At 57.9% G+C, this 12,385-nt stretch carries 9 protein-coding genes; 4 read left to right on the forward strand and 5 right to left on the reverse strand.

From position 1 onward, the window contains the following. Nucleotides 1-2 precede the first annotated feature (2 nt). Together ptsP and BM035_RS15265 are read left to right on the forward strand one after the other, a co-directional pair. Nucleotides 3-2,309 carry a phosphoenolpyruvate--protein phosphotransferase gene (gene ptsP / locus BM035_RS15260; protein WP_014576019.1) on the forward strand — a complete coding sequence of 769 codons (2,307 nt, stop codon included), beginning with the start codon at nucleotides 3-5 and terminating at the stop codon, nucleotides 2,307-2,309. Between the two features lie 122 nt (nucleotides 2,310-2,431). Beyond that, a complete protein-coding gene (locus BM035_RS15265; RefSeq protein WP_008170814.1) occupies nucleotides 2,432-3,673 on the forward strand; it encodes a patatin-like phospholipase family protein in 1,242 nt (413 codons plus the stop codon). A 53-nt stretch (nucleotides 3,674-3,726) separates the two neighbouring features. On the opposite strand, the gene hslU is transcribed toward BM035_RS15265, so the two are convergent. The 5 genes from hslU to BM035_RS15290 form a co-directional block, all read right to left on the reverse strand. Continuing rightward, the gene (hslU, locus tag BM035_RS15270) at nucleotides 3,727-5,055 is read right to left on the reverse strand and encodes an ATP-dependent protease ATPase subunit HslU (RefSeq protein ID WP_092032952.1); all 1,329 of its coding nucleotides are present in this window, start codon (nucleotides 5,053-5,055) and stop codon (nucleotides 3,727-3,729) included. Between the two features lie 12 nt (nucleotides 5,056-5,067). Next, the gene (gene hslV / locus BM035_RS15275) at nucleotides 5,068-5,598 is read right to left on the reverse strand and encodes an ATP-dependent protease subunit HslV (protein ID WP_008170810.1); all 531 of its coding nucleotides are present in this window, start codon (nucleotides 5,596-5,598) and stop codon (nucleotides 5,068-5,070) included. Between the two features lie 90 nt (nucleotides 5,599-5,688). After that, nucleotides 5,689-6,327, reverse strand: coding sequence for an SPOR domain-containing protein (locus BM035_RS15280; protein ID WP_092032955.1), 639 nt, complete (start codon nucleotides 6,325-6,327; stop codon nucleotides 5,689-5,691). A gap of 5 nt (nucleotides 6,328-6,332) precedes the next feature. Next, nucleotides 6,333-8,018: an arginine--tRNA ligase gene (argS, locus tag BM035_RS15285; protein WP_092032957.1), complete on the reverse strand. Its 1,686-nt coding sequence runs from the start codon at nucleotides 8,016-8,018 to the stop codon at nucleotides 6,333-6,335. A gap of 131 nt (nucleotides 8,019-8,149) precedes the next feature. After that, nucleotides 8,150-10,324, reverse strand: a complete 2,175-nt coding sequence (locus tag BM035_RS15290) for a primosomal protein N' (RefSeq protein ID WP_092032960.1) — start codon at nucleotides 10,322-10,324, stop codon at nucleotides 8,150-8,152. 263 nt (nucleotides 10,325-10,587) lie between these two features. On the opposite strand from BM035_RS15290, the gene rpmE reads away from it, so the two are divergent. Together rpmE and BM035_RS15300 are read left to right on the forward strand one after the other, a co-directional pair. Next, on the forward strand, nucleotides 10,588-10,809 hold the full coding sequence (rpmE, locus tag BM035_RS15295) for a 50S ribosomal protein L31 (RefSeq protein WP_008170804.1): 222 nt from the start codon (nucleotides 10,588-10,590) through the stop codon (nucleotides 10,807-10,809). A 251-nt stretch (nucleotides 10,810-11,060) separates the two neighbouring features. Beyond that, entirely contained in the window at nucleotides 11,061-12,326 is a 1,266-nt protein-coding gene (locus BM035_RS15300; protein ID WP_053114367.1) for a malic enzyme-like NAD(P)-binding protein, read from the forward strand. Nucleotides 12,327-12,385: the final 59 nt, after the last annotated feature.

Raw genomic sequence — 12,385 nt, forward strand, 5'->3', positions numbered from 1 at the left:
CCATGCTGAGCATTCTGCGAAGTCTAGTACAAGAGGTAAACAGCGCCCGCGATCTGCAGGAGGCGCTGGATATCATTGTATCGCGGGTGCAGAAAGCCATGGGAACCGAGGTCTGTTCCGTCTATCTGCTTGACCCTGCCACCAACCGCTACATTTTGATGGCCACCGAAGGCCTTTACCGCAAGGCGGTAGGCCAGGTGAGCCTGGCTTACTCTGAGGGCCTTGTCGGTCTCGTGGGTTCCCGCGAAGAACCCATCAACCTTGAAGATGCACCGTCCCACCCGCGCTACCGCTATTTCCCCGAGACCGGGGAGGAGCGCTTCCGCTCGTTCCTGGGTGTTCCGATTATTCACCATCGCCGGGTGCTGGGGGTGCTCGTTGTCCAGCAGCGGGAAAGTTCCCGGTGCTTTGATGAGGGCGAAGAGGCATTCCTGGTAACCGTTTCCGCTCAGCTGGCGGGGGTCATAGCCCATAGTGAAGCCACCGGCGCCATCAGTGGCCTGTCCCTGACCGGTGAGGAGGCACACGATGTCAGTTTCAACGGCGTGCCGGGTGCTCCAGGTGTTGCCATCGGCAATGGCGTTGTCGTTTATCCATCGGCTGATCTTGATGTGGTACCGGAAAAGCCGACTGATGATATTGATCAGGAACTGGCCCTGTTCGGAGCGTCGGTGAAGGCGGTAAGGGAAGATATCGAGCGGGTTGCCAAGCGGTTGGCTTCGCAGCTGCGTCCTGAAGAGCAGGCCCTGTTCGATGTTTATCTGAGAATGCTGGGCGACGATGCCATGCCTGGTGAGGTGTCGAACAAGATCAGGGAAGGGATCTGGGCCCAGGGCGCTCTCAAGCAGGTGGTTCAGCAGTACATCCGTCATTTCGAGATGATGGACGATCACTACCTGCAGGAACGCGCTGTTGATATCCGGGACCTGGGCCGCCGTCTGCTGTCTCATCTGCAGGAAGGCGAGCAGAAGCACCTGAACTACCCCGAGCGCACGGTCCTGGTCAGCGAAGAGCTGACACCGGCCATGCTTGGCGAGGTCCCCAAGGGGCAGCTGGTGGGTCTGGTGTCGGTCAAAGGCTCCAGTAACTCTCATGTCGCCATCCTGGCACGTGCCATGGGCGTGCCCACGGTTATGGGGCTTGTCGACATTCCGGTGAACCAGCTTGATGGCAAGGAGCTGATCGTAGACGGCTTTGAGGGCCAGATTTTTGCTTCGCCATCGGCAGACCTCCGCTCCTATTACCAGGCGATCTGCGACGAAGAAGACGAACTTATTCGCGGGCTTGAAGTTCTCAAGGACAAGCCCTGTGAAACCACCGATCACCATCGGGTCTCACTGCTGGTGAACACCGGGTTGATGACCGATGTGGTGCGCTCGCTCTCGCACGGTGCCGAGGGTATCGGTCTTTACCGGACCGAAGTGCCCTTCATGATCAAGGACCGCTTCCCCTCAGAGCAGGAGCAGCGAGAGTATTACCGGGAGCAGCTCGAAGCCTTCGCGCCGAGCCCCGTTACCATGCGTACGCTGGATATTGGCGGCGACAAGGCGCTGACCTATTTCCCGATCCAGGAGGAAAACCCGTTCCTGGGCTGGCGGGGTATCCGCGTTACCCTCGACCACCCGGAGATCTTCCTGGTTCAGGTTCGGGCCATGCTCAAGGCCAGCGAGGGGTTGAACAACCTCCAGATCATGCTGCCAATGATCTCCAACATCTCGGAGGTGGAGGAGTCCCTGCACCTGATTTACCGGGTGTACCACGAAGTTCGGGAAGAGGGTTACGACATTCACATGCCCAAGGTGGGCGTGATGGTCGAAATCCCCGCTGCCGTTTACCAGATCCGGGAGCTGGCGGACCGGGTGGACTTCCTCTCTGTTGGTTCCAACGACCTGACCCAGTATCTGCTGGCGGTCGATCGTAACAATCCCCGGGTTGCCCAGCTCTATCACTCGTATCATCCGGCGGTACTCCAGGCGCTGGTGCGAATCGCTCAGGACGCTCACTCGGTGGGCAAGCCCGTTGGCATCTGCGGTGAACTGGCGGGTGATCCCGGCGGTGCGCTGCTGTTGATGGCCATGGGTTACGATTCCCTGTCCATGAACGCCGCCAGCTTGCCGAAGGTCAAATCGGTGATTCGCAGTGTCAGCCGTGAGTGGGCCATTCAGCTATTGGAAGATGTGTTGTTGCTGGACTCGCCTCACGTGATCAAGAGCTGTGTCGACCTGGCGTTGCGTAATGCCGGCTTCGGCCGTTACCTGCGCCCCGGCAAGTCAACGGCCATGGCGGTATCAGAGGCCGCCGTTTCCTGATCGCAGGTGCGGGTTTGGGCAATATAGGGTGCGCACTCTAAATACGGTTGTTATCTTGAGAATGGAATTATCCGGCGGCCTGCCCGACGGGCCCGCATTCTTAATCCGGAAAAGGGAAGGCTATGAGCTCGCCAATTGACCATAAACCCGCTCCCCGCATCGGGCTTGCCCTTGGTGGCGGTGGTCCTCTGGGCGGCATTTATGAAATCGGAGCGCTCCGGGCGCTGGATGAGGCACTTGATGGTCTCGATTTCAACAACATCGATGTTTATGTTGGTGTAAATGGCGGATCTTTTGTGGCGGCGAATCTCGCCAACCAGATGACCACGGCGCAACTTTGCCGGATTTTCGTGCGCAACGAGGCGGAAGTGCACCCGTTCCATCCGGAAGTATTCTATCGCCCGGCTTTCCGGGAGATTGGCAGTCGATTGCTGGCAATTCCCGGGTTGGTTTCGACGGCAGTGAGTCGCTTCGTCAACAACCCCTACGATCAGAGTCTGCTGGAAGCCATGACCATTCTGGCCCAGGCAGCGCCGGCCGGGCTGTTTGATAACGAAGGCCTGCATGAGTATCTCAAACGGGCCTTCACCATGCTTGGGCGCACCAATGATTTCCGTCAGCTCAAGCGCAGCCTCTACATCGTGGCTGCCGATGTTGAGAGTACCGAAGCGGTCTGCTTTGGTGCTCCCGGTTTTGATCATGTGCCCATTTCCAAGGCTATTCAGGCCAGCACTGCCTCACCGGGGTTGTATGTGCCAGTGGAAATCGATGGGCGGTATTATGTGGACGGTACGCTGCGCAAGGGTTTGCACGCCTCCGTGGCTTTTGAAGACGGTGCCGACCTGGTTTTCGCCGTGAATCCCCAGGTGCCGATTGACGCCAGTGCGGCGGTCCGGGCCGGCTCCATGAAGCCGGGCGAGCTGACCCGCTCAGGTATGCCAAACGTTCTGTCACAGACCTTCAGGACCATGGTGTACTCAAGGATGCAGTCGGGCATTGCCCAGTATGCCCGGGATTATCCCGACAAGGATATTCTGCTGTTTGAACCCACCCGAGACGACGCCAAGCTGTTCTTCTCCAACGTATTCAGCTTCCAGTCCCGTAGAATGGTGTGTGAGCACGCCTATCAGATGACACGGCGGGATCTTCTGAGTCGCGCAGATCAGCTGGAGCCCAAGCTGGCGAAATATGGCATCAAGCTTCGCCGGGATCGCCTTGAAGACGAGCAGCGGACGATCAGTACCAGTCTATACGGCGAAATGCTGCCACTGTATGTGGCCAAGGGCAGGAAGAAAAAAGCCGAGAAGGGCCGGTTGGCGGGTGGCTTGACTAACGTTTCGCACCTCTTTTCAAAGGCGCAATAATGTTCAGTAGGCGAGGGGGCAGATGACTGTGTCATCTGCCCCCTCGCTCACGCCTACAGAATGTACCGGCTCAGATCCTCGTCTTCGGACAACTCTCCAAGCTTTTCATCCACGTATTCGGCGGTTACCTCGAAGCCATCGGTAACCTTGTCACCGGCATCGAAGGAAAGGGTTTCAAGCAACCGCTCAAGGACGGTATGCAGCCGACGGGCACCGATGTTTTCAGTGCTCTCGTTCACCTTCCAGGCAACCTCGGCGATACGTGCAATGGCATCCTCCCGGAAGGTCAGTTTCACACCTTCGGTCAGCATCAGCGCTTCGTACTGCTGCACCAGGGAGGCATCCGGTTCGGTCAGGATGCGTTTGAAGTCCTCGGGTGTCAGTGCCTGAAGCTCAACGCGGATCGGCAAGCGGCCTTGCAGCTCCGGAATCAGATCCGAGGGCTTGGACAGGTGGAACGCGCCGGAAGCGATGAACAGAATATGATCGGTGCGCACAGATCCGTATTTCGTGCTTACGGTGCTGCCCTCAATTAACGGGAGCAGATCGCGCTGGACGCCCTCGCGGGAAACATCCGACGAGGTATTCTCGGATCGCTTGGCGACCTTGTCGATCTCGTCCACGAACACGATGCCATTCTGCTCGACGGCCTGAATGGCTTTCTGCTTGATCTCTTCTTCGTTGACCAGCTTCGCAGCCTCTTCTTCCTTGGCCCGCTTGAGGGCGTCAGAAACCTTCATCTTCCGTGTTTTTCGCTTGTCGGAAGACAGGTTGGAGAACATGCTCTGCAGCTGATTGGTCATCTCCTCCATGCCCGGAGGCGCCATAATTTCGACTCCGGCGTTGGAATTACGCAGGTCGATCTCGATTTCCTTGTCATCCAGTTCGCCCTCCCGGAGTTTTTTCCGGAACAGCTGGCGAGTGGAGGAGTCGGAACTGCGTTGGCTGTCTTCACCGAAATCCCGGGGCGGCGGGATCAGTGCATCAAGGATGCGCTCTTCCGCCGCGTCCAATGCCCGTTCTTCGTGACGCTTCATTTCTGCTTCGCGCAGCATCTTGACGGCCATATCCGCCAGATCACGAATGATGGATTCCACGTCGCGGCCGACGTAGCCGACTTCGGTGAATTTGGTGGCCTCCACTTTCAGAAACGGGGCATCGGCCAATTTTGCGAGGCGCCGGGCAATCTCGGTTTTACCCACACCCGTGGGACCGATCATCAGGATGTTCTTGGGAGTGATCTCATCGCGCAGGCTGCTGTCCAGCTGCATCCGGCGCCAGCGATTTCTCAGGGCGATAGCCACCGCCCGCTTGGCTTCTTCCTGGCCCACGATGTGTTTGTTGAGCTCGTGGACAATCTCACGGGGAGTCATTGCAGACATGGTCGCTCCGGATCAGTCGTTTTTGGAGAGCACTTCAAGGGTGCGATTGTGGTTGGTGTAGATACAAATATCGGCGGCGATATCCAGACCTTTCTCGACTATCTCGTGGGCGGACAGGTCTGTGTTTTCCAGCAAGGCCCGGGCTGAAGCCTGGGCAAAGGGCCCGCCAGACCCGATGGCAATCAGGCCCTGTTCCGGCTCGATCACATCCCCGTTGCCGGTGATGATCAGCGAGGCGGTTTTGTCCGCTACAGCCAGCAAGGCCTCGAGCCGGCGCAGCGCACGGTCAGTTCGCCAGTCTTTCGCCAATTCCACCGCAGCCCTGGTGAGGTTGCCCTGGTGTTTTTCAAGCTGGGCTTCGAATCGCTCGAACAGGGTGAAGGCATCGGCGGTACCGCCCGCGAAGCCGGCGATCACCTGGCCGTTGTAGAGGCGGCGAACCTTCCGGGCATTGCCTTTCATTACGGTATTGCCGAGGGAAACCTGGCCGTCGCCACCCATGGCAACTTCGTCATCGCGCCTGACGGAAAGAATGGTAGTCATTTGGGCTCCAATTGCCTGATTGAAATTGGTATCCCGTTGTTATGGAGGCTTCTGGTGCGAATTCAAGGTGTTCGCACCCGGCCCGAAAGATCAGCCTTCCTTGGGGATCTTCCGGACCAGTGGCTGGATATTCAGGGAAACCAGTTTGTCGATGGCGGAGTTCATCTGGCTTCGGGAGGTGAAGGGGCCAACGTTGACGCGGTACCAGACCGAACCGTTGTCCAGGTCAATCCTCTGGGTACTTGCCCGCAAACCCTGGAAGGCAATCTGGGCCCGCTGTCGTTCGGCGTCCTCCTTGCTGCGGAAAGAGCCGGACTGAAGCAGATAATTGAAATCCGTTTGTGTCGGTCCGGGTGTGTATTCTTCGACTTTCGGCGGTACCACCTCGGATTCCGGCAGCATCTCGTAGAAGCGGAACCCGGGTTTTTCCTCTTCCTTCGCGGTCTCTGCGGGCGTCTTCGCAGGTTTCTGGGCCGGTTTCTCAGTGACTGCTGGCTGCTGCGAATGTGGACTCGTTGGCAAGGAGTTCAGGTAGACGATAAACCCGATAAAGCCGCCCACGGCCGCCAGGGACAGTATCCACTTGAGCGACAGGCCACCGTGCTGGGAGCGGGCACTGGCCGCCGGTTTCGGCCGGGCAGCCGTCGGCTTTGCCTGTTTCGCAGGCTTTTTGCGTGACGTAGCCGACGCTTTGGCGGGTCTGTCCTTACGGGCGTAGTCTCGGGACATTCGTCTTACATCTCTTCCGGTGCGCTGACGCCCAGCAGGTCCAGACCGTTGGCGATAACCTGCCTTATGGCAAGGTAGAGGCTGACCCTGGCGTCACGAACGGCGGTATCTTCAATCAATACCTTATGGGCGTTGTAATACGTATGGAACTGGCCCGCCAGGTCCCGCAGGTAGTGCGTGAGATGGTGCGGTTCACGTTGCACGGCGGAATTGGCAATGAGCTCCGGATACTTGGCCAGCTGGTTGGCCAGATCCTTTTCCTCGTCGAGCGTTAGCAGTGAGAGGTCGCCGATGCATTCGTTGCGGCCGCGCTCTGCACCTTCCTCGGCCAGTTTTCGAAGCACGCTGCAGATGCGCGCATGGGCATACTGCACGTAATAAACCGGGTTTTCATTGGTCTGGGAGCGAGCCAGATCGATATCGAAGGTCAACTGGGAATCCACCCGGCGCGCGGCCAGGAAGAAACGGGTCGCGTCGCGGCCAACCTCATCAATCAGGTCTCGGACGGTCACGTAGCTGCCGGCGCGTTTGGAGATTTTCACCTCCTGGCCGGAGCGGGTCACCATCACCATCTGGTGCAGCACGTAGTCTGGCCAGCCTTCCGGAATGCCGGCATTCAGTGCCTGCAAGCCGGCGCGAACGCGGGTAACGGTAGAGTGGTGGTCGGCACCCTGTTCGTTGATAACAGTGGTAAAGCCCCGTTGCCACTTGTCCAGGTGATAGGCGACATCCGGCAGGAAGTAGGTGTAGCCACCGTCCTTCTTGCGCATGACCCGATCCTTGTCGTCGCCGAACTCTGTGGTTTTCAGCCACATGGCACCATCCTGCTCGTAGGTGTAGCCATTTTCTTGCAGGCGTTTGACCGTGGCTTCAACCTTGCCGTCCTCGTACAGGGAGGATTCCAGGAAATAGACATCGAACTGAACGCCGAAGGCTTTCAGATCCAGGTCCTGCTCCCGGCGCAGGTAGGCGACGGCGAATTCGCGGATGGCGTCGCGGTCTTCGGGGTCCGCCTTGGCGGTCACTTCCCGATCGTCCGCTGTGACGGTGTCGCCAGCAAGGTAGGCCTTGGCGACATCAACGATGTAGTCGCCCCGGTAGCCGTCCGCCGGCCAGCTCTCGTCGTCCGGCGTCAGACCTTTCACCCGCGACTGAACTGAGAGTGCCAGGTTATCAATCTGGGCCCCGGCGTCGTTGTAGTAGAACTCCCGGGTCACATCGTAGCCGTTTGCTTCGAGCAGCCGGCAAAGGCAGTCGCCAATCGCCGCGCCACGCCCGTGGCCAACGTGGAGTGGGCCTGTGGGATTGGCCGAAACAAACTCCACCTGAACTTTTTCGCCCTGGCCCTGGTTGTTGCGGCCAAAACGATCGCCTTCATTCAGTATGGTGTTGACCACTTCAAAAGCACTGGCCGTGCTCATAAAGAAGTTGATGAAACCGGGCCCGGCAATCTCCACCTTCTCCACCGCACTGCTCTCAGGCAGGTTCTCGATCAGAGCCTCCGCCAGTTTGCGGGGCGCGCAGCCAGCCGCTTTCGAGGCAACCAGGGCAATGTTGCAGGCATAATCGCCGTGGGACTTGTCCTTGGTATTGCCCACCTGTGGAGTGAAGGACTGGTCCGCAGGCAGCGTGCCATCGGCTTGGAGTGCTGCCAGTGCAGACTGGAGCAGATCGGAAACGGTCTCTTTCATGCTGTCAGATGACTCGGTTTACAGGAGAATTGGATTCGGGGCAGGAGGCCCGTTGAAAACAGAAGGCGGCTATTATCGCGGAAAGTTTGGCTGCAAGCAAAAGGCTCGGGATTCCGCAGTCTCGGCTCAAATTATCCTGTTTCCTGCGGATCAACATCAATCATCCATTTGACCCCGGCAGGCAGCTTTCTCTGGTCCAGTTCCTGACAGATTCCGGTAAGCAGGCTGTTCAGCTTTTTCCGGTTGCGGGCGTTGAGGATCAGTTGCGCGCGGTGCTTGTCGGCGCGCCGGGCAATCATGGCTGGCAACGGCCCCCAGGTTTCGATGCCTGTGGTATTCGCGAGGGGCTTAATTGTATCCAGCGCTTGCAAGCTTTTCTCCATGGTGTCGCCTTCTGCCCTGAAGATAGCCATGGCGCGGAATGGCGGGAATTGGCCTTCTTCCCGCTCTTTCAGGAGTTGGTCGGCGATGTCGAGGTAGTGGCCCTCGCACAGTGTCTTTAACAGCGGGTGGTCGCTGTGGCAGGTTTGCACAAGCACTTTGCCGGGCTTTGTGCCCCGTCCGGCACGGCCACTGACCTGCAGAAGAGTCTGTATGAGTTGCTCGGGGGCGCGAAAGTCCACGCTAAACAGCCCACCATCCGCGTTTACCACCACCACGAGTGTGACATTCGGGAAGTCGTGTCCTTTCGCCAGCATCTGGGTGCCCACAAGCACGCACGGTTTGCCGGTGTTTACCTGGTTCAGGATGCCCTGGATGCTGCCTTTGCGCTGCGTACTGTCGCGATCCACTCGCACCACTGGTGTATCCGGGAAAGCCGTGGCAAGAATGTCCTCCGTTCTCTCGGTGCCCTGCCCAACCGGTTTGAAGGCCTCACTCTTGCACTTTGGGCACTGCTCGGTCGCCGCCGTCTGGTAGTCGCAGTGGTGGCATCTCATCGCCCGGTCCCGGCGGTGGTAGGTTAGGCGAGTGTCACAGCGCGGGCATTCAACCATGTGGCCGCAGTCAAAGCACATCATGACCGGGGCAAATCCTCGCCGATTGACGAAAACCAGCGCCTGCTCCCCTTTTGCCAGAATCTGTTCGATGGCATTCAAGGCGGGGCGGGAGAGGCCGCCCTCCAATGGGCGACTCCGGATATCCAGCAAGCTGATGACCGGAGGCGCAGCATTGCCGGCGCGCTCTTCAAGCTTCACCAGATGGTATTTGGCCTGCTCTGCATTATGAACGGATTCCAGCGACGGAGTGGCGGATCCCAGAATTACGGGGCATTTGTTCAGGTGTGCGCGGTAGACGGCCAGGTCCCGGCCGGAGTACCGAAAACCTTCACCCTGCTTGTAAGAGCTGTCGTGCTCTTCATCGACGATGATGGTTCGCAGGTTGGTGAACGGTAGCAACGCAGCCGATCGCGTACCTACAAGGATAACGGGCTCGCCGTTCCGCACTTTCAGCCATGTCGCCAGGCGCTCACCGTCGTTCAGCGCTGAGTGCCATACGACAATCCGTGCGCTAAAATAGTGCTGGAATCGGGCGACCGTTTGGGGCGTCAGATTGATCTCCGGAACCAGTACCAGGGCCTGATCCTGATTCCCCAGGTGTTCTTTCAGGTAATGAAGGTAGATCTCGGTTTTTCCGCTACCGGTGATGCCGTATAGAAGGAAGGCGGAAAACCCTTCGTCCGGGGTAGCCAACTGCTCTGCGGCAGATGTCTGCGCCTCGGATAATCTGGGTCGGCGGGCCAGCAGCTCGGGGGCTTCATTGAAATCCGCTGGTCGGGCTGGCGAGACAATCTCGATCAGTTGCTTCTCCTGCAGTGCCTTGAGTTGCGCCCGGTTGAATCCCGCCCTCAGAATATCGGTTGTCGGGGCGCCGTTGGATCGCTGGTTCAGCCAATCCCAAAGGGCTTTCTGTTTATGCGCATTCGCGGGAATCGTCGAGCCGCTGTCGATTGCCCGCCACCACTGATCCTTTTTTTCCTCTGCAATGCGCCCTCGTCTGAGTGCTGGGGGCAGGGCAGTGAACAGGCATTCGCCGAGCGGATGCTGGTAATAGTCGCTTGCCCAACTGAGAAGCTTGAAGGTTTCCACGGGCAATGCAGGCCAGTTTTCCATTGCACCTGCCACAGCCTTGAGAGTGATGCCGGGAGGAGGCTCAACGCCCACCTGAACAACAAGACCCGTTGCCTGCTGCCGGCCAAAGGGTATTCGCACCCTCTGACCAGGCGTCAGTTCAAGGCCTTCCGGGATAATGTAATCGAAGAGTCGACGCAGGGGACGATTCAAGGCAATGCGTGCGATCAACGGCACTGAGTGCTCCACGGGATGACGGGTGTCACGGTTTTTCCTTATCCTGTCTAGTCGGCGGCCTGCCGCGAAATCCAAGGTGGGCGAGTCCGGAGGTCAGTGTGGTGCTTGCCTGCAGAACTAATTGCAAGTAAGATTCGCGGTCTGTTTCCGGCAGGGCATGATTGTGCCCCGTCTTCTCAATTGATTCAAACGTGCGGTGCCTGGCGCCTGGGCAGATTCGATGCCCCGTGATCAGGTAGCGGCATGACCTAACGAGGTTCGCCATGAAAGAAGGTATCCACCCGAAGTACGAAGAGATTACTGCGACCTGCTCTTGCGGTAATACATTCAAGACTCGTTCTACCTACACCCATGATCTGCAGCTGGATGTGTGTTCCCAGTGCCACCCATTCTACACCGGCAAGCAGAAAGTTATGGATACCGGTGGTCGTATCGACCGTTTCCAGAAGCGTTTCGGTGGTCGCATCGGCGCCAAGAAAGACTGATCGAGCTGGATTCGGGAAAAGCGCCTTCGGGCGCTTTTTTTGTGCTCGGTCGTCAGAGTGTACCTATAAGATACATACGCAATTAGCCCTATTGACTGTTCACAAAATGTTCATGAGGCACTTGTCGTTTCCGGGCTGGCGGGCCATAATGGCGCGCTCCGCCGAGTAGGGGCCTTCGATTTGGAGTTGATCCGAGGCTCTCTGGCTTCGGCGGTTCACTACCTTTAAACGTGACAAACGGAACAGTGGCAATGTCTCAAGATCTGAAAGAAGCAGCCCTTGAATATCACGCCAAGCCGCGGCCTGGTAAGCTGAGTGTCGAAATCACCAAGCCAACCAAGACCTCCCGCGACCTTTCCCTGGCGTATAGCCCCGGGGTTGCCGAACCGGTCCGCGAGATCGCAAAGGACCCGGAGAACGCATACAAGTACACCGCCAAGGGCAACCTGGTGGCTGTCATCTCTGATGGTTCTGCGATTCTTGGTCTGGGTAACCTGGGTCCGCTGGCAAGCAAGCCGGTTATGGAAGGCAAGGGCGTACTGTTCAAGCGCTTTGCCGGAATTGATGTCTTCGATATTGAAGTCAATTCCGAGAGCCCGCAGGCGTTTATCGAAACAGTTGAGCGTATTGCAGATACCTTCGGTGGTATCAATCTGGAAGACATCAAAGCGCCCGAGTGCTTTGAAATTGAGCGCGCGCTGATCGAAAAGTGCAACGTGCCCATCTTCCACGATGACCAGCATGGTACTGCCATCGTAACTGCAGCCGGCATGATCAATGCCCTCGAGCTGCAGGGCAAAAAGATTGAAGAGGCGAGGGTGGTCTGCCTGGGTGCCGGTGCTGCCGCCATTGCCTGCATGAAGATTCTGATCAGCTGCGGTATTCGTTCTGAGAACATCTTCATGCTTGACCGCAAGGGTGTGATCCACTCTGGTCGTGATGATTTGAATCAGTACAAGGCAATGTTCGCCAACGACACGGACAAGCGCACTCTGGACGACGCGATTGATGGTGCTGACGTATTCCTGGGGCTGTCCGGTCCGGATCTCCTGACTGCTGAACAGCTCAAGAAAATGGCTCCCAAGCCGATCGTTTTCGCCTGCTCCAACCCGGATCCGGAGATTAGCCCGGAAATTGCCCTGGCAACCCGCGATGATCTGATCATGGCCACCGGTCGCTCTGATTATCCGAACCAGGTTAACAATGTGTTGGGTTTTCCGTTCATTTTCCGTGGAGCGCTGGACGTTCGTGCCACCGCGATCAACGAGGAAATGAAGGTGGCGGCCGTCAATGCAATCCGTGAGCTGGCCAAGGAGCCTGTGCCTCAGGAAATTTGCGAGGCATACGGTGTGGAGAGTTTCGAGTTCGGGAAGGAGTACATCATTCCCAAGCCGATGGACGTCCGCTTGCTGGAAGTTGTGCCGGCCGCCGTTGCTCGCGCTGCCGTGGATTCCGGCGTTGCACGTAATCCATACCCTGCGCACTACCCGCTGAAGTCAATGGACGACATTATCTGATCTGTCATCCAGGGTATAAAAAAACCGGCGGTGATCCCGCCGGTTTTTTTGTGCCTGCT

The organism is Marinobacter sp. DSM 26671, assembly GCF_900112835.1.
GTDB classification, from domain to species: domain Bacteria; phylum Pseudomonadota; class Gammaproteobacteria; order Pseudomonadales; family Oleiphilaceae; genus Marinobacter; species Marinobacter flavimaris.

What these genes read in the sequence shown, in the direction of transcription:
- ptsP (WP_014576019.1), top strand. Translation starts at nt 3, where the DNA reads ATGCTGAGCATTCTGCGAAGTCTAGTACAAGAGGTAAACAGCGCCCGC.
- BM035_RS15265 (WP_008170814.1), top strand. Translation starts at nt 2,432, where the DNA reads ATGAGCTCGCCAATTGACCATAAACCCGCTCCCCGCATCGGGCTTGCC.
- hslU (WP_092032952.1), bottom strand. Translation starts at nt 5,055, where the DNA reads ATGTCTGCAATGACTCCCCGTGAGATTGTCCACGAGCTCAACAAACAC.
- hslV (WP_008170810.1), bottom strand. Translation starts at nt 5,598, where the DNA reads ATGACTACCATTCTTTCCGTCAGGCGCGATGACGAAGTTGCCATGGGT.
- BM035_RS15280 (WP_092032955.1), bottom strand. Translation starts at nt 6,327, where the DNA reads ATGTCCCGAGACTACGCCCGTAAGGACAGACCCGCCAAAGCGTCGGCT.
- argS (WP_092032957.1), bottom strand. Translation starts at nt 8,018, where the DNA reads ATGAAAGAGACCGTTTCCGATCTGCTCCAGTCTGCACTGGCAGCACTC.
- rpmE (WP_008170804.1), top strand. Translation starts at nt 10,588, where the DNA reads ATGAAAGAAGGTATCCACCCGAAGTACGAAGAGATTACTGCGACCTGC.
- BM035_RS15300 (WP_053114367.1), top strand. Translation starts at nt 11,061, where the DNA reads ATGTCTCAAGATCTGAAAGAAGCAGCCCTTGAATATCACGCCAAGCCG.